The sequence below is a fragment of the Corynebacterium sp. CTNIH16 genome (assembly GCF_032821655.1).
Lineage (GTDB): Bacteria > Actinomycetota > Actinomycetes > Mycobacteriales > Mycobacteriaceae > Corynebacterium > Corynebacterium marquesiae.
The window spans coordinates 72,351-89,813 of the sequence record NZ_JAVBIG010000005.1 but is presented as its reverse complement, the minus strand read 5'-3'; the positions used below and the strand labels follow the sequence as shown (position 1 = coordinate 89,813).

The 17,463-nt window shown below is 59.3% G+C and carries 15 protein-coding genes; 7 read left to right on the top strand and 8 right to left on the bottom strand.

What is annotated here, in order from left to right:
- Positions 1-13 precede the first annotated feature (13 nt).
- Both glmU and RAE04_RS06295 read right to left on the bottom strand, forming a co-directional pair.
- Positions 14-1,459, bottom strand: a complete 1,446-nt coding sequence (glmU, locus tag RAE04_RS06300) for a bifunctional UDP-N-acetylglucosamine diphosphorylase/glucosamine-1-phosphate N-acetyltransferase GlmU (protein ID WP_317026785.1) — start codon at positions 1,457-1,459, stop codon at positions 14-16.
- 68 nt (positions 1,460-1,527) lie between these two features.
- Positions 1,528-2,724: an MFS transporter gene (locus tag RAE04_RS06295; protein WP_317026784.1), complete on the bottom strand. Its 1,197-nt coding sequence runs from the start codon at positions 2,722-2,724 to the stop codon at positions 1,528-1,530.
- 122 nt (positions 2,725-2,846) lie between these two features.
- Here RAE04_RS06295 and RAE04_RS06290 point away from each other — a divergent pair, with 122 nt between their 5' ends.
- The 3 genes from RAE04_RS06290 (at position 2,847) to mfd (ending at position 7,969) form a co-directional block, all read left to right on the top strand.
- Positions 2,847-3,563: a trimeric intracellular cation channel family protein gene (locus tag RAE04_RS06290; RefSeq protein ID WP_049379119.1), complete on the top strand. Its 717-nt coding sequence runs from the start codon at positions 2,847-2,849 to the stop codon at positions 3,561-3,563.
- A gap of 158 nt (positions 3,564-3,721) precedes the next feature.
- Positions 3,722-4,327 carry a TetR/AcrR family transcriptional regulator gene (locus RAE04_RS06285; protein WP_049379121.1) on the top strand — a complete coding sequence of 202 codons (606 nt, stop codon included), beginning with the start codon at positions 3,722-3,724 and terminating at the stop codon, positions 4,325-4,327.
- Positions 4,328-7,969, top strand: coding sequence for a transcription-repair coupling factor (gene mfd / locus RAE04_RS06280; protein WP_317026783.1), 3,642 nt, complete (start codon positions 4,328-4,330; stop codon positions 7,967-7,969). It begins immediately after the preceding gene.
- A gap of 41 nt (positions 7,970-8,010) precedes the next feature.
- On the opposite strand, the gene nadC is transcribed toward mfd, so the two are convergent.
- The 3 genes from nadC to RAE04_RS06265 form a co-directional block, all read right to left on the bottom strand.
- Positions 8,011-8,949, bottom strand: a complete 939-nt coding sequence (nadC, locus tag RAE04_RS06275) for a carboxylating nicotinate-nucleotide diphosphorylase (RefSeq protein ID WP_049379123.1) — start codon at positions 8,947-8,949, stop codon at positions 8,011-8,013.
- A complete protein-coding gene (nadA, locus tag RAE04_RS06270) occupies positions 8,950-9,951 on the bottom strand; it encodes a quinolinate synthase NadA (protein ID WP_049379152.1) in 1,002 nt (333 codons plus the stop codon).
- 152 nt (positions 9,952-10,103) lie between these two features.
- Positions 10,104-11,579, bottom strand: a complete 1,476-nt coding sequence (locus RAE04_RS06265; RefSeq protein WP_049379125.1) for an amino acid permease — start codon at positions 11,577-11,579, stop codon at positions 10,104-10,106.
- 57 nt (positions 11,580-11,636) lie between these two features.
- On the opposite strand from RAE04_RS06265, the gene RAE04_RS06260 reads away from it, so the two are divergent.
- From RAE04_RS06260 to eno, 3 genes are all read left to right on the top strand, one after another.
- Complete coding sequence (locus tag RAE04_RS06260) at positions 11,637-12,224, top strand: MazG nucleotide pyrophosphohydrolase domain-containing protein (RefSeq protein WP_317026782.1); 588 nt, start codon at positions 11,637-11,639, stop codon at positions 12,222-12,224.
- A gap of 11 nt (positions 12,225-12,235) precedes the next feature.
- Positions 12,236-12,997 (top strand): lytic transglycosylase domain-containing protein, encoded by a 762-nt coding sequence (locus RAE04_RS06255; protein ID WP_049379128.1) that lies wholly within the window; start codon positions 12,236-12,238, stop codon positions 12,995-12,997.
- A gap of 90 nt (positions 12,998-13,087) precedes the next feature.
- Positions 13,088-14,365, top strand: coding sequence for a phosphopyruvate hydratase (eno, locus tag RAE04_RS06250; RefSeq protein ID WP_049379129.1), 1,278 nt, complete (start codon positions 13,088-13,090; stop codon positions 14,363-14,365).
- Here eno and RAE04_RS06245 read toward each other — a convergent pair.
- From RAE04_RS06245 to RAE04_RS06235, 3 genes are all read right to left on the bottom strand, one after another.
- Entirely contained in the window at positions 14,355-15,452 is a 1,098-nt protein-coding gene (locus RAE04_RS06245) for an HNH endonuclease signature motif containing protein (RefSeq protein WP_317026781.1), read from the bottom strand. The genes eno and RAE04_RS06245 overlap by 11 nt on opposite strands.
- A gap of 197 nt (positions 15,453-15,649) precedes the next feature.
- Positions 15,650-16,237 carry a hypothetical protein gene (locus tag RAE04_RS06240; RefSeq protein WP_317026780.1) on the bottom strand — a complete coding sequence of 196 codons (588 nt, stop codon included), beginning with the start codon at positions 16,235-16,237 and terminating at the stop codon, positions 15,650-15,652.
- 35 nt (positions 16,238-16,272) lie between these two features.
- Positions 16,273-16,677, bottom strand: coding sequence for a ribonuclease (locus tag RAE04_RS06235; RefSeq protein ID WP_284836393.1), 405 nt, complete (start codon positions 16,675-16,677; stop codon positions 16,273-16,275).
- A gap of 223 nt (positions 16,678-16,900) precedes the next feature.
- Here RAE04_RS06235 and RAE04_RS06230 point away from each other — a divergent pair, with 223 nt between their 5' ends.
- Positions 16,901-17,461 carry a septum formation initiator family protein gene (locus tag RAE04_RS06230; protein WP_317026779.1) on the top strand — a complete coding sequence of 187 codons (561 nt, stop codon included), beginning with the start codon at positions 16,901-16,903 and terminating at the stop codon, positions 17,459-17,461.
- The last annotated feature ends 2 nt before the right edge of the window (positions 17,462-17,463 follow it).

Sequence of the window (17,463 nt, the reverse complement as noted above, 5' to 3'; positions counted from 1 at the left end):
GAGAATATGCCCCTTACTTTTCGTTGTCCTGCGCACGGGCTGCGGCATCAGCCGCGGGAGTACCCGGACGCTTCTTTTGAACCCAGCCCTCGATGTTGCGCTGTTTGCCACCGGAGACTGCGAGTGCTCCCGCAGGAACATCGTCTTTAATAACTGTACCCGCACCGGAGTATGCGCCATCACCGACATTGACCGGAGCGATAAACATTGTGTCAGAACCGGTGCGCACGTGACTGCCGATGGTGGTGTGGTGCTTGTTCACGCCGTCGTAGTTCACAAAGACGGAGGAGGCGCCGATATTGGACTGCTCGCCCACGGTGGCATCGCCGATATAGGTCAGGTGCGGAACCTTGGAGCCGCGGCCAATCTGGGCGTTCTTTGCCTCTACGAAGCCGCCGAGCTTTCCGTCCTCGCCCACCACGGTCTTCGGGCGGATATAGGTAAACGGGCCGACCTTAGCGTTGGTACCAATGACGGAATCGCTGCCATGGGTGCGCACGACAGAAGCGCCCTCGCCCACCTGCATATTGGTCAAGGTGGTGTCGGGGCCGATCTCGGCGTTATCGGCGATGCTGGTAGCGCCCCACAGCTGCGTGCCTGGGTGGATAATGACATCGGAGCCCACGGTGACGTTGACCCCAATCCAGGTGGTTTCCGGATCCACGATGGTGGCCCCTCCGCGCATCGCTTTTTCTACCATGCGGCGGTTGAGCTCACGGCCGGCAGCGGCAAGCTGTACGCGGTCATTGACGCCCGCGAGTTCGGCCGGATCTGCTGCTACGTGCGCGCCGACGCCGTGCCCAGCGGTACGGGCAATCTCAAGCACATCGGTGATATACAGCTCGCCTTGGGCGTTATTGGAGTCGAGCTTCTGGAGGGCATCGGCAAGCACGCGCCCATCAAAGGCGAAAACGCCGGAATTGACCTCATTGACCTGGCGCTGTTCTTCGGTGGCATCCTTTTGCTCCACGATGGCAGACACGCTGCCATCCTCAGCGCGAATGATGCGGCCGTAACCGGTCGGGTCATCGAGGCGCATCGAGAGCACAGTGACGGCGTTGCCCTGCTCGGTGTGGGTGGCGCGCAGGTCCTCGATGGTTTCTGGGGTAAGCAGCGGGACGTCGCCGTTGGTTACAATGACGGTTCCCTCGAAGTCCGGGATCGGCTCCAAGCCGCAGGCCACCGCATGACCGGTGCCCAGCTGCTCCTCCTGCACCGCCTGCAGTACCTCGCAGTCCAGCTCTTGGGCGATGGCATCCACGGCGGGGGCGACCTGATCGCGCTGGTGGCCCACCACCGTCACGATGCGCTCCGGGTTGATCCCGGCCGCAGCATGCAGAGCGTGGCCGAGCAAGGTGCGACCGCCAATCTCATGCAAGGTCTTCTGCTTGGTGGACTTCATGCGGGTGCCGGCGCCAGCCGCAAGGACGACGACAGCACACGAGGTTGTTGCTACCACGGGTTATTGAACTCCTGGGGGTCGAGTCTGATTCTTATCCGGACTACATCCTATAGCCCAAGTGCGATTTATGTGTGAGAAACCTCTTTCAGGCCGCGGGCGCGCCACACCCCGAGGAAACCAATGAGAGCAAGGAAGAGCAGCGCCGCCTCAGGTCCGGCCAGTGCCACCACGGAGGAAATGCCACCGACGATGAGAAGGATAATGCCCATCATCGTATTGGCCGCACCCACATACTGGGTGCGCTTATCGCCGCCGGCCATATCCACCACGTAGGTTTTTCGCGCCACGCGAATGGCCGTGTGCGCTAGGTTCACGGCGAAGAAGCCAATCGGCATGACCCAGGCATTGACCGCATCCGGTGCCCAGCGCGAGCTGGCGACCAAAAGCACCAGCACAACGGAGGCCACGGCCGCGCCCACGGCCATGGTGTTCTTAGAAGACTTATCCGAATACACCCCGGAGATACGCCCGCCCACCAGGGAGGCTAGGCCGGAAGCAAGCACGAAGCCGTAGAGCCCGGAAAGGTTGCTGCTGAGCAGCACAATAAAAGAGGTAGATAGCGCCGAAACGAGCAAGAGCGCGCGGACGATGACGAAGTTGCGAAATTGGCCGTCGCTAGTAAAAAGCTGCCAGGTATCGCGCCACCACTGCTTATCGATGCCCCCTTCGGCTTCCTCTGGCACCGGCTCATCCACGCCCGAAAAGACCCACGCGGCAATGATCCACGTGGCCGCACCAATGGCGAGGACCGTGCCCATCATGGGAATGCTGAGCTCGCCCAAAAAGTAGAGGATAATGCCGGTCAGCAAAGTAGCACCGCCACCGAGGGCTGCCGCGCTACCGGTCACCTGGCCGCGCGCGCCCTTGGAAATGGTGCGCGCCTGCACGTCCTTGCCCGCAATCGAGCACAGCGCGCGGAAGAGGGACAGCGCCGCCAAGGCCACCAGCGCCACCACACCCAATACCGCCCCGCGGGTAAAAAATGCCGCGAGCGCGATGACCGCGGCGGATACCGCTTGTCCCAGCGAACCGATAATCCATAGGCGTTTGCGGGCCCTATGCGTAGTCACCCACGGGGTCAGCGCCGCCTGCGGCAGCATCGAACCGGATTCGCGGATAGGGGTGAGCAGGCCGGTAAAGAACGCAGGCACTCCGGCTGCACTAAAAAGCGCGGGCAGCACCGTCTTGGCAGCAACAATCTGATCGCCCAAGTTTTGCAGGCCATTGGACCAGATGAAATACCGGGCATTGGATTTAGACATGAGAAATGCGATCTTTCAGAGGAACGAGTTGGTTAAATTAAAGCCATGCTGACACGCCGGAGAGTAAAACGCGGCCGCAGTCACGCCGAAATTCTACCCGCGCGGCAGGAGGTCTAAGAATCATGCACGATGTCGATCCCCTCATCAATTCGCTCTACCAAGCTTTCGATCTTCTCGGCGTAGTTTTGAACGGCATCATTGGCGGCACCCTTGCCCGCCGCCGCGAATTCGACATTGTGGGCTTCGTGTTCCTCGCCCTCTTTTCAGGGCTAGCCGGCGGCATGATCCGTGACATGCTCATCGGGGATGGAGCAGCCGCAGCGATCTCAGACCCGTGGTACCTCGGCCTTGCTTGCTGCGGTGCACTCATTGCATTTCTTATCGATCTCAAGGGCAAGGCGTGGGAGCTATTCCGCGAACACGGCGATGCCATCATCCTCGGCGTGTGGTCCACCACCGGCTGTGTCAAGGCGCTCACCCACGGCATGCCACTTATTCCCTGTGTCTTCCTTGGCGTGCTCACCGCAGTGGGCGGCGGAATGGTCCGCGATATTGCCTCCGGGGAAATCCCGTCCATCTTTGGCGGCAGCCCCCTGTATGCCGTGCCCTCTATCCTCACCGGCATCGTCATGGTTACCTTTGCCGGTTACGGACAGTTTGCACTCGGCATGGTGGTCGCGCCGATCGTCGGCAGTGGCATGGCGATTTTGTCCTATTGGCGCGGCTGGGTCCTGCCCCGCGCCGGTGTAGCTCCCGTTAACTACACCGCCGCCCAAGTGGCGGCGATTGCGAAGAAAGCCGAGCTCAAAGGCTTTCGCCGCGGTAGGAAGAAAAACTAAAAAGCTTCCCCACCAGGACTCGAACCTAGAATGACGGTACCAAAAACCGTAGTGTTGCCGATTACACCATGGGGAAACACAGCAAAAGCTGTAGGCATAGCCTACCTGACGCCCCCGGGTAAATCACAAATTGCGGGACAAAGGATAGGGTAGAGGGCATGGCTCGACAAAGGATGACCGGCCGGGAACGCCGCGAACAACTCATTTCCATCGGACGCGCCGCATTCGCGGAACTGGGTTTTGAAGGAACCACCGTCGAAGAGATCGCGGCACGCGCCGGGGTATCCAAACCCGTGGTCTATGAGCACTTCGGGGGCAAGGAAGGCCTCTACGCGGTGGTCGTGGACCGCGAGATGCTAGCGCTGGAAAAGGTCATTACTGATTCCTTGGAGACCGGAAGCTGGCGCGAGCGCATCGAGCAGGCCGTCATGGCCATTTTGACCTATGTCGAGGAAGAAACTGATGGCTTTCTCATCCTGGTGCGCGATGCCAAGCCCGGCGACGAACGCAGCTTCTCCACGCTTTTGAATTCCGCGGTGGGCCAGGTCTCCTATATCCTGCGAGAAGCATTCGAGCACCGTGGCATCGACCCAGATTTGGCGGATATTTACGGCCAAGCGTTGGTGGGGATGGTATCGACCACCGCGCAATGGTGGCTGGATGAGCGCAACCCGGACAAGGAAGTCGTCGCCACGCACATTGTCAATCTATGCTGGAATGGTTTGTCCGGTATGGAAGTAAAGCCCAAGCTAGGAGGCAAATAAATGGCTACCCCAATGCTGGCCGGCCTGCTCAAGGTAGCGGCCTCGGATCCCAAGCTCAAGGGCATGATTACTCATGTGGGCGAAGACCTCCACATCACAGGCTTGGATCAGTCCCGGCCGTGGGCCTTGGGCACCTTGGCTCATCATGCCCCAGTGCTCGTGGTAACCGCTACGAGCCGCGAGGCCGAGGATCTCACGGCGGAGCTTACGGCGATGCTGGGGGAGAAGGTGGCCATGTTCCCCGCATGGGAGACCCTGCCGCACGAGCGCCTGAGCCCCGGCGTAGACATCATCGGCCGCAGGGCGGAAGTTCTGCACAATCTCGATAGCCTGCAGGTCATTGTCACGGCTGCCCGCGGCCTGTCTCAGCCCATCCTGCAGGAGGTGGAGGGCCGCGCTCCCGTCCACCTCGAAGAAGATCATGAATATGACTTTGATGAGGTAGTCCGCGAGCTCGAGTTCCGCGCGTATAAGCACGTAGACATGGTGGCTAAGCGTGGCGAGTACGCTACGCGCGGCGGCATCATCGATATTTTCCCTACCACGCTGGACTATCCGGTCCGCGTGGAGTTTTGGGGCGATGAGATTACCGATATCCGCCAATTCTCCGTGGCTGACCAGCGCACCATTCCGGAAATCGAGGTGGGCCGCGTAGACATTTTCCCTGCCCGGGAGCTGCCTATTACGGACGCCATTGCCAAGCGTGCGGCCGATCTCGCCGTTAAGCACCCTGGCAATCCCGCCTTGGTGGAGCTATTGACCAAAGTAAGCGAGCACATCCCGGCCGAAGGTATGGAGGCGCTCCTGCCCGCGCTTTCTGACGCCCCCATGATCACCCTCCCCGAAATCCTGCGCCCCACCACCCACGTGGTGATGGTCGGTCCGGAAAAGATTCGCCGCCGCGTGGCAGATCTAGAAAAGACCGATGCGGAATTCCTCGCCGCCGGCTGGGAGGCCGCAGCCATGGGCGCCGATGGCCCGCTGGCTACCGAAGGACTTGATACCGAGGCATCCAGCTACCGCTCCTATGAGTCGCTAGAGGTCTCCATTAGCGAGTCCGGCCTGCCTTTGTGGACTTTCTCCCCACCGGGAATGCTTGCCGCGCCGGAAGAGGAGACCCTCCCGCTCGAATTCGAACCAGGGCCCACCCCGCGCGGCAATATCGAAGAAATCGACGCCATGATGGCCCAGCTTCTCGCGCACACCAACGCCGGCGGCCGAGCAGCCTTCATCGCGCCGGCGCAAGGTGCCATCAAACGCATGGTGGATCGCTTTGCAGAAAAGGGCATCCGCACCAAGGTGGCTACCCCTGGCTGGGAACCCACCGCCGGCGAGGTCACGCTCTACCAAGCACTAAGCCACGCCGGCCTGGTATTTCCCAAGGTGAAAAAGCCGAAGGACGCCGAGGCCCTCCCACTGGTCGTTGTAACCGAGACGGATCTGACCGGTAACCGCGTAGGCGATATCGCCGAAGCGAAGCGCCGGCCCGCCAAGCGCCGCAACAAGGTTGACCCGCTCGCCCTCAAACAGGGCGATTTTGTGGTGCACGAAACCCACGGCATTGGCAAGTTCCTCAAGATGGCCGAGCGCACCATCCAGTCCGGCGATGAAACCAGCCGCCGCGAATACATCGTGCTCGAGTACGCGCCCTCCAAGCGTGGGCAGCCCGCCGATCAGCTCTGGGTTCCCATGGACTCGCTGGATCTGCTCAGCAAGTACACCGGTGGCGAATCGCCTCACCTGTCCAAGATGGGCGGTTCGGACTGGAAGAACACCAAGAAGAAGGCGCGCGCCGCCGTGCGCGAAATCGCCGGCGAGCTAGTCGAGCTCTACGCCAAGCGCCAGGCCGCGCCAGGGCACCAATTCTCCCCGGATAATCCGTGGCAGGCGGAGATGGAGGATAATTTCCCCTTCGTCGAGACCGAAGACCAGATGCTTGCTATCGACGCCGTCAAGCAGGACATGGAATCTACGGTGCCGATGGACCGCGTCGTCGTCGGCGATGTGGGCTACGGCAAGACCGAGGTGGCCATCCGCGCCGCCTTCAAGGCCGTGCAAGACGGCATGCAGGTGGCCGTCCTCGTGCCCACCACGCTGCTGGCGCAGCAGCACTTTGATACCTTCAGTGAGCGCATGACCGGCTTCCCCGTCAAGATTGAGGTGCTTTCGCGCTTTACCTCAAAGAAGGAAGCAAAGGACATCTTTAAGGGGCTGGCCGATGGCAGCGTCGATATCGTCGTCGGCACCCACCGCCTCCTCCAGACCGGCGTGCACTGGAAGAACCTCGGCCTCATCGTCGTGGACGAGGAGCAGCGCTTCGGCGTGGAGCACAAGGAACACATTAAGGCCCTTAAAGCCAGCGTGGATGTGCTCACCATGTCCGCAACACCTATCCCGCGCACCTTAGAGATGTCTATGGCTGGCATTCGTGAGATGTCCACCATTCTGACCCCGCCGGAAGACCGCCACCCGGTGCTGACCTACGTCGGCGCTTACGAGGACAAGCAGGTAGCCGCGGCCATTCGCCGCGAGCTGCTGCGCGATGGTCAAACCTTTTTCATCCACAACAAAGTCTCTGATATCGAAAAGAAGGCCCGCGAGCTGCGTGACCTGGTACCGGAAGCCCGCGTCGTCGTCGCGCACGGCCAAATGAACGAGGACGTGCTGGAACAGACCGTCCAGGGCTTCTGGGACCGCGAGTATGACGTTTTGGTATGTACCACCATCGTGGAAACCGGCCTGGATATCGCTAATGCGAATACCCTCATTGTGGAAAACGCCCACCATATGGGCTTGTCCCAGCTGCACCAGCTGCGCGGGCGAGTAGGTCGTTCCCGCGAGCGCGGCTATGCCTACTTCTTGTACCCCAAGGGCGCTACGCTCACGGAAACCTCCTATGACCGCCTAGCCACCATCGCCCAAAATAATGACCTTGGTGCGGGCATGGCCGTAGCCATGAAGGACTTGGAGATGCGCGGTGCCGGCAACGTCCTTGGCGCCCAACAGTCCGGCCACATTGCCGGTGTGGGCTTCGATCTCTACGTGCGCCTCGTTGGCGAGGCGGTGGAGACCTTCAAATCGCTGGCCCGCGGCGAGGCTCCCACCGTTACCGATGAAGGTCCGAAGGAAATCCGCATCGATCTTCCCGTGGACGCGCATATTCCGGAAAGCTATATCGATTCCGAGCGCCTGCGCCTGGAGGTCTACCGCAAGCTTGCGGCCTCGCAGGATAATGGGGATCTCAAGGCCGTCATCGAGGAAATGGAAGATCGCTTCGGCCCATTGCCGCAAGAGGTGCTGCGCCTGCTCTCCGTTGCTCGCCTGCGCCACCAGGCGCGCCGCGCCGGTATTTCCGATATCACTGTGCAGGGCACTCGCATCAAATTCCACCCAGTGGAGCTGCCGGATTCCAAGCAGGTGCGCCTCAAGCGCCTGTATCCGGGGTCGAGCTTCCGCGCGGCCGCGAAGGCTATCAACGTGCCGTTCCCCAAGGCGGGGCGCAATGTCACCTCGCCTAAGCTGCGAGATACTGAGCTCATCCAGTGGGCAGCAGACTTCTTAAGCACACTTTTCGACGTCGAGCCCATCAACGTGTCCGGCGAGGAAGCCGGCGCCGGGTCGGTCATCAGCGTAGGCGAGTAGCTGATGGGAGAACTCCCCGTTAGCGAGTAGCCGATCGGCGCTTAGGAGAAGTCCAAGCCGATATCCAGCACGCGCACCGAGTGGGTGAGGGCGCCGACGGCGATATAGTCCACGCCCGAGGTGCCGTACTCACCGGCGTTTTCCAGCTGCAATCCGCCGGAGACCTCCAGCGCCGTGGTTGGGCTTAGGGCTTGGCGGCAGTGGACGGCGGTGTGGACATCGGCAAGCGCGAAGTTATCCAACAGCACCATATCCGGGTGCAGCGGGAGCACCTCGTCGAGCTGATCTAAGGTATCGACCTCGACCTCGCAGGCAATGTCAGGGGCATGCTCGCGCACGCGGCGCAGGGCCGTTGCCACGCTGCCACCCACGGCGAGCACATGATTGTCCTTAATCATGGCGGCGTCGCCCAAGCCCATGCGGTGGTTCGCCCCGCCGCCGGCGCGCACGGCGTATTTCTGCAGCGCGCGCAGGCCAGGCAAGGTCTTGCGGGTATCGCGCACCTGGGCTTGCTTAACGCTATCCGGGGTCGCTGCGTCCGCCGCTGCTGCTGCGATGGCCTCGACCCAACGCCGGGTCTGCGTAGCGATGCCGCTTACGTGCGAGACCATATTGAGCATGGTGCGCTCAGCGGCCAGCACGAGGAGGGTAGGCGCCTGCACCGTGGCGATGACCTGACCTGGGGCAACGCGGTCGCCGTCGGTGGAGTGGAGGGTGATGGTAGGGGCTGGGGCATCGGCAAGCGCGGAGCCCGCAGTATCCACGCCCCACTGGGCTAAGCGCTGGGCGGTGGCCTCAAGGACCTCTTCGATAAGGCCCAAGCCTGCGATGGTGCCGGCCTCGCGCGCGGTGAACTCCGCCGTGCAGCGGGCCTCACCCGGCACCGTGGCAAGCGAGGTGTAATCCGGCCCATAAGCGAAATCCTCATCCAAGGCCGTGGCGATAAGAGCGGAGCAATCAGGCAGGCGCAGGGATTCCATTTACTCGCCCCCGCCGCCGGGGTTGCCGATGGAAATCATGGCCTCGAGGGACTTGCGCGCCGCATTCGAGATGTCTTCTGGAACCGTAACCTCATCGGTCTCTTCCATCAGGCAGTGCTCCAGGGCCTGTGGGGTAATCATCTTCATGTACTTGCACTCGGCGTGATCGTTGACGGCCTGGAAATCGACGTCCGGCGCGGCCTGGCGCAGCTGGTGCAACATGCCGGTCTCGGTGGCGACGAGCACCTTGTTTTGGGGCTGCTTCTGGGACTGGGTGATCATTTGCCCGGTTGAGAGCATATGCACGCGCTCTTGTGGCACCAAGCCCTCGTTGGCCAGGTACAACGCGGAATTGGAGCACCCGCATTCCGGGTGGATATACAGGTCCGCGTCTGGGTTATCTTGGGTCTGTTGGGTCAGCTGCTGGGAACTGATGCCCGCGTGCACGTGGCACTCACCGGCCCAGATGTATATATTTTCCCGGCCGGTCTCGCGCTTCACATAGGCGCCCAAGAACTGGTCTGGGCAAAAGAGGATCTCTTTATCCGCCGGCAGCGAGTTGACCACGTCGACAGCATTAGAGGATGTACAGCAGACATCGGTCAGCGCCTTGACCTCTGCGGTGGTATTGACGTAGCTGACCACAAGGGCGTCGGGGTGCTCAGCCTTCCAGGCGCGCAGCTCATCGGCGGTAATGGAATCCGCCAGAGAACACCCAGCGCGCTCATCGGGGATGAGGACCTTCTTATTCGGCGAAAGAATCTTGGCGGATTCCGCCATGAAGTGCACACCGCAAAAGACGATGATATCTGCATCGGTCTCCGCCGCCTTGCGGGACAGCGCCAAGGAATCGCCGGTGTGGTGGGCAACGTCCTGGATCTCCGGGATCTGGTAATTATGTGCCAGGATCACCGCATTGCGCTGCTCCGCCAACTCTTTAATCCGCTCTGCCCAAGCCTTGCCTGCCGCGGGGTCCGAACCAGCGGGAGTGGCAGATGGCATGACGCTAACATTGGTTTGAGTCACAAGTGCTCCAAAAGTGAAAATCACAAGAATTGGTGGGGTGTTATAATCGTACTAAACTGTCTGTGTTCAAGACCACTTGCGATGGCGGGGTGAGGGTACCGACCTGGTCCGGCTGGCGGGGCAGGTGATTAGAGCTCCAGCGATCCTTGGGCGAGGCCGACCGTGGCGATGGTGGCGGCCACCAGCACCACGATGACGATTGACCACTCAAATCCATTAAAAAGCTTCTCGCGGCGTGATAGGCGGGTGAGCCCGTACGGGATAATTCCCGGCACGACGGCGAGGGCACCGAAGAGAATATAAACCGGGTCGGCGGCATAAATGAGCCACAGCGAGTACACGAAGGCCACCAGTGCGATGCCAAAGTGGCGCCGGTTTTCGCGTCTGGGAATATCCGGCCCAGAGAGATCGAACCGCGTTCCGGCGTGCGGGTGGGTCACACCCTTGCCCCGTATCGCTAGCAGCAGCAGATACAGCGAAGAGAAGATATAGGGCAGCAAGTACATGATGGTTGCCAGCTGCACCATGGCGTTATAGGACGCCTCGTTGAGGTAGAAGAGGATGATGAACAGCTGAATGGCCATCGTGGAAATCAGCTGTGCTACCCACGGCGCACCCGCCACATTGATGGTGCCGATACGGCGGGGGATAAGGCCATCGATGGCCATCATGACGATGGGCTCAGCGCACAACATCTGCCAGGACACATAGGCGCCCAATACCGACAAGCACAGTCCAATAGACACCAGCGCGCCGCCCCAGGGGCCGACGACCTCTGTGAGCACCGAGGCCATGGAATTATCCGGCAGCGCGGCCAACTCCTCCTTCGTCATCACGCCAAAGCTCAGGGTAGACACGGAAACCAGCAGCGCCAGCACGGAGAAAAAGCCGATGACGGTCGCGCGGCCAACATCGGTGCGCTTGGCCGCTTGCTTGGAATACACGGATGCGCCCTCCACGCCAATGAAGACCCACACAGTAAAGAGCATAATTCCTTGAACCTGCTCGAAAACACTGGCCTCGGAGGCGCGCCCCCAGAAGTCCAAGGTGAATTTATCCCAGCTGAACCCGAGGAAAGCAATGAGCACTACGAAGGCCAAGATGGGCACGATCTTGGCAATCGTGGTGATGAGGTTCATGAACGCGGCCTGCTTAATACCGCGGGCGAGCACCGCGAAAATGCCCCAGGATAGGAGGGAGACGGCGATGGCGGAGGACCAGTAATGGTCGGCGTCGAAAAGCGGCAGGTAATGGCCCAAGGTATTGAAAAAGAGGGTGGCATACCCCACCTGCGCCATAACGGAGCCCAGCCAATAGCCCCAGCCGGAGGTAAAACCAATAAAATCGCCGAGGCCGGCGCGCACATAGGAATAGACGCCAGAATCAAGGTGTGGCTTACGGCGAGCCAAAATCTGGAACACAAAAGCCACAGAGAGCATGCCGACGCCCGCGACCAGCCAGCCGATGAGCATCGCGCCTGGGCCGGCAACGGAGGCAATGTTTTGTGGCAGCGAGAAAATACCCGCGCCCACGGTGGAACCGATAATCAGCGCGACGAGGGTCCACAACGTCACGGAGTGGGATTTATTCTGGCTGGAGGTCATTGGCCTAAAATACCTTGAATAGCCCCATAATGGGAACTCGGGCTAGACTTTGTGCACATGACTGTGCTGTTGCTCGATGAACGCTGGCCCACCATGATCCCCATGCAGGCGCACGGGAAGCTGCGTGGCCCTGTCCACTTCACGGGTGAGGTACCCGTGTCCGTACGGTGGAATTTCTCCGATCTGCTGGTAGGCGAGGATGCCACCGGAACCTTAGTCAGCACCGACGAACACGATCCGGAAACTCGCGCCCGCCTCGCTAGCGGCGAGTCCGTCATTCGCGCCGAATCCCTTGCGGATCCCATCATGCAGGCGCGCCAGACCATGGCCACGGCGCGGCGCATTGGGGAGTGGGAGCGCGAGCAAACCCACACCTCGCTCTTGCCTTATCTTGAGGAGGAGTCCGCCGAATTCGCCGCGGCCGTGCGCAACCGCGAACCGGAAAGCGAGATGCTCAAAGAATTGGGCGATATCTTCCTCCAAGTACTCTTCCATGCGGAAATCTCCACCTTTTCGCTTGACGACGTCGCCCAGAGCTTCCTCACCAAAATGCGCGCCCGCGCCCCATACCTCTTTGATGGCACCACGGAGATTGTCGACGTTGACACGCAAGAGAGGCTATGGCGCGAAGGTAAGCGAATGTAGGATGGCTTCTCATGAAGAGGCTCCTGCAGATATTCGGGGGCTGCGGGGTGGCCGTAGCCGTGATCATCGCGTTGGTGGCATGGCTGTTGACGGGGCACGGCACTTCCCAGGAGCCCGTACCGGAGAACATTCCGCCCGTTGAAGGCAAAGAGGTCGCGCATATTGACGTCAATGCTCCCGGCCGCACTGCGGATAAGCTTACCTACTGGGCCTCTGACCTAGCTGAGCAGACGGGCATCCCGCCGGCCGCACTGCGCGCTTATGGCAACGCCGAACTCATCGCTCAGCAAAAATGGCCGAATTGCCATCTGCGGTGGAATACCCTTGCCGGCCTGGGCTACGTGGAGACCCGCCACGGCACCTACAACGGCAATTGGTTTAAGCCCTCCAAGCTTGACGACGCCGGCTACCCCCAACCACCCATCAACGGCATCGCCCTCGATGGCCTGAACAATACGGCTCACACTCCAGATACCGATAATGGCGACATCGATGGGGATTCCGAATATGACCGCGCCGTCGGCCCGATGCAATTTATCCCCACGACATGGGAATCGGTGGGCGCTGATGCTAACGGCGATGGGAAGGCAGATCCCAATCAAATTGACGACGCTGCAGTCGGCGCCGCCGGACTTTTATGCTTTGGTGATAGAGATCTCTCTAACCCAGAACAGTGGGAGGAAGCAGTCCTAAATTACAACCAGTCCAGCGAGTATTTGCATAAAGTTGCACACGCCGCCAATGCCTACTCGGTTCCGCAAAGTGCCAAGTAGCGTCACACAGCAAAGTTTTCTGCAACAATTGACTACGTAGCTGGGCCGGCTGGTCCAGAGCGAACTTATTATGAGGAGTGAAAATACAGCATGGCTGATATCATCCACACTTTCGCCCGCGAAATTCTTGATTCCCGTGGCAACCCAACCGTCGAGGCCGAGGTCTTCCTTGACGACGGCGCCCGCGGTGTTGCCGGCGTTCCTTCCGGTGCTTCTACTGGTGTGCACGAGGCTCACGAGCTGCGCGACGGTGGCGAGCGCTACCAGGGTAAGGGTGTTCTAAAGGCCGTTGAGAACATCAACGAGAAGATTGCCGACGAAATTGCTGGCTTCGAAGCTGACGACCAGCGCCTCATTGACCAGGCACTGATTAAGCTGGACGGTACCGATAACAAGTCCGAGCTCGGCGCTAACGCTATCTTGGGCGTTTCCATCGCCGCAGCCAAGGCCGCCGCAGAGTCCGCTGCACTGCCTCTGTACCGCTACATTGGCGGCCCGAACGCACACGTACTGCCAGTGCCGATGATGAACATCCTCAACGGCGGCGCACACGCTGATTCCGGCGTGGACGTCCAGGAATTCATGATCGCTCCGATTGGTGCGGAGTCTTTCGCCGAGGCTCTTCGCATGGGCGCCGAGGTCTACCACGCATTGAAGGCAGTGCTAAAGGACAAGGGCTTGTCCACTGGTCTGGGCGACGAGGGTGGCTTTGCACCATCCGTTGACTCCACCACGGCTGCTCTCGACGTCATCGTGGACGCCATCAAGAAGGCCGGCTTCGAGCCCGGCAAGGACGTAGCCCTGGCACTCGACGTTGCTTCCTCCGAGTTCTTCAAGGACGGCAAGTATCACTTCGAGGGTGGCGAGCACACCGCTGAAGAAATGTGCAAGGTCTACGAGGGCCTCATTGACGAGTACCCGATCGTCTCCATCGAGGATCCGCTGCAGGAAGACGACTGGGATGGCTACACCACCCTGACTGCCGCTATTGGCGAAAAGGTGCAGATCGTCGGCGATGACTTCTTCGTCACCAACCCTGCTCGCCTGCAGGAAGGCATTGAGAAGAAGGCCGCTAACGCTCTGCTGGTAAAGGTCAACCAGATCGGCACCCTGACCGAGACCTTCGACGCAGTCGAGCTGGCTCACCGCAACGGCTACCGCACCATGATGTCCCACCGCTCCGGTGAGACCGAGGACACCACCATTGCAGACTTGGCTGTTGCTCTGAACTGCGGCCAGATCAAGACCGGTGCACCGGCTCGTTCCGAGCGCGTAGCTAAGTACAACCAGCTTCTGCGCATCGAGCAGGAGCTTGGCGACGGCGCAGTTTACGCCGGCCGCTCCGCTTTCCCGCGCTTTAAGGCTTAACCGCCTCCTTTCGTAGCGCCCTTGCATTGCCGCGGGGGCGCTTTCGCATGTCTAGGTATTGTTGCCAGGTTTGCTTCCAATTTACGGTCCGCGGCGCCAAAGGCCCTTGGGCACGGTCAATTTCGAAAGTGCCGTCCGAAAAGAGCCAGGCTACGTCCCCAGTGATGGGATCCATGATGTAGCGGGCCCTACCATCGGTCTTCACATTGTGGTGGTGCTGACAAAGGGTGACAAGATTATCGATACTCGTCGGTCCGCCGTCGGCATACTCCACCCGATGATCAAGCTGGCAGTAATGTGCCGGCATGGAACACCCCGGCCAACGGCACGTGGCATCGCGACCGTGGACCCATGTCCTGATTTGCTCGGTGGGGACGTAGGAGGATGTTTCTTCTGGGCACAACTCGCGAGTCATCGAGTAAGTGCTCAAGCGTTCGGTAAGAACGCACCATCCCGCCGACGGGATATATACCCGAGAAGCATCGTCACCCGCTGCATAGGTATTGATAACTACTTTTGTCTGGGTGCGATTAAAAATCAGCGCCTCCAAAGCCTCTGGCTTTGTGATGTTCTTCTTTCGCGCTGCTTTATCGATGTGCCGTGAAATAGCACTGGCGGTTGCTTTATCCGTTTTCAGGGTGATGGTGGCTTGGCCTTTAGAATAAGAAATGGAAACAGAGCGCTCGATTTCCTTCTCAATATCTGGCTTGAGAATGCCATCGATGTAATCGCGCAAGAATCTACGGATTTCAGATTCCGTGGGGACATGCTGAGCAGGTTCCTTCGGGGTGAGGAAGTCTGCAAGGGCGGCATCGACTAGTTGGATGCCCTCGGCGTCGTCGCCAAGCGGGGCAAGCTCGGCATCAATGACGTGCAGCCGCGGGAGGTCAAGAATCCAATGTTCGGTCTGTACTGCCGTGGTTAACGGCAACTCACGCATGCGCAGGTGCGAGCGCAGTGCGGATAAAACGCGCCAGTAGCTCAAGCCGACCCGCTTAGCTAAAGCAGCGGTAGTGCATTCGACATCGTCTTCTAATCGCGGAAGTACGGATTGGTATAGCTGCCAGGATTGAATGCGTTGGAGCATGCCCAAAATGCAAACTGTATCGTCGAGGTTATTGGTAGAAAAATAAACTTTCTTTGGTGGTGCGTCGCTGGCTGTCACGGAAAGTTCCCCCTCTGGAATAAATCGCACACCCAATCGAATTTCTATCCTCAGTATAAGCCGCCTTGCTGGTTTGTGCAAGGCTTGAAACGAAAGATTGTGCGAAATTTAGGAGGGGTCTAGTAGCTGAAAATTTTGTCAGCCACTGCCTCGAGTTCCTTATCGTCATATTTGTCACCGCAGGTGGCGAGGGAACCCACTCCAGCCATGTACATGGTAAAAAGCTTGTCTGGGAGGGGAGAGGACGCTGACATTTTAAGCTTTTCGTAGACGGGAGCGTATTTTCTGTCAAACTCTTCTAAATCGGGAACGAGCTCCTCAAATCCGCTGTCGCCATGGGCTAGCAAATATTTGGCATCGTCTAGAATCTGATCATTCTCGCAGGCAACAGCTCCAGCCTTCTTCAGGGTCGTGGCGTTGACCTCGTAGCTGGTGGGGCCGTCATCGGTATCGGAAGCGCCCGCGCCGAACACGTCCAGGTAAAAGTCCGGGATCGTGCCGTGTTCTTTTATGTGGTAAATGAAGCCGCTTTTGGTATTGAGGTCGTGGTTTCTGCTGGTGGTAGTTGTAGGAGCTTCGTTGCTGGTAGTGCTTTCGCTAGTGGGGGACTCCGCTTCGGTGGTGACTTCTTCTTTGTGGTCGGTCGAGCTGCACCCAGCAAGTAGGGCGCCTACAGCGGCTAGGAGGAGGAGACGCTTGAGTGGCATTACTATTCCTTAGGCGGGGAATACGGTTTGAAGCTCTAGCTGGAATGGATCGACTCAGCGACCTTTTCCAGTTCCTCATCGCTGAATTCGTCACCGCAAGACATCACGGCGCCGAGTGGGGTCATCGCTGCAGCCATGATTTTGTCAGAGTCCGGTGCGTCATCAGGGATGTCTAGCGCTTCAAAAACATCACGATATTTGTCATCAGAGCCGTTGACCGATGACATAAATGCTTCCCCAAATTTGTCGGTGTTTCCTCGGAAATATTCCTTCGAGATATCGAGCAATTCATCATTCTTGCAGGCAGCTTCGCCCGCTTTCTTGACAGAGTCTGCGTTGGTTTCAAAGCTTTCGGGCTGATCGTCTCCCTCGAGCTGGTCAGCATCATGGTTGATGTAATCATCCGGCAGGGTTTTATACTCCTTGAGGTAGTCGGCCATGCCGTCTTTAGTGTTTAGGTCGTAGCCGTCACCGTAGACGGGGTATTCGCCGTCTTGGGCGGAGGGGCTGCAGCTGGCGAGGAATAAGGTTGCGGTGAGAACGGGCAGGAGGCGTTTGAGGACATGAAAGTTCCTTCCTGGGCGGAAGAATTTCTTTTAGTGTATCCAAATTGCGCGTGCCACGTCCCTGTTACAGAAGTGACGGCGCTAGGATTAGAGGCCTATGGCACGCGAAAAGAAGACGCAGCGAAACCGGAGCCGTACTAGGGTTCCGGTAGCCTCGCGTGCTGCGGATATCCGTAAAGCTCAGCGTGCACAACTGAAGCAGAAACAGAAGCCGGACCGGATGAGTATTGCCGGAGTAGGCGTAATCGTAGCTATATTGCTCGTTGTTTTGTTTGCTATCGCCATTCCGCTGCGCAATTACTACCACGGCCGATCCGAAATTGCCCGCCTCAATGAGTCAATCGCAGCCAAGCAGGATGAGAAAGCTGCTTTGCTGGAGAAGATTGATAAATATAAGTCCAATGAGTACATCAAGCAGGAGGCGCGGCGCCGATTCGGGGTTGTCGATGAGGGCGAGACCGCCTACCGCATCATTGACCCACAGATTAAGCCGGATGACCAGCTCACTACAGATGGTCAGAAGGAAGAAGATTCTCGCGAATGGTACGAAGTTCTGTGGGATTCTGTAGCCGAGCCGCCTGAGGAAGAAGCTCCGTCCGAGCAGGTAAATCACCTTCCGATTGAGCCGGCGCCGGAAGAGAATCCAGATGTGCGATAATT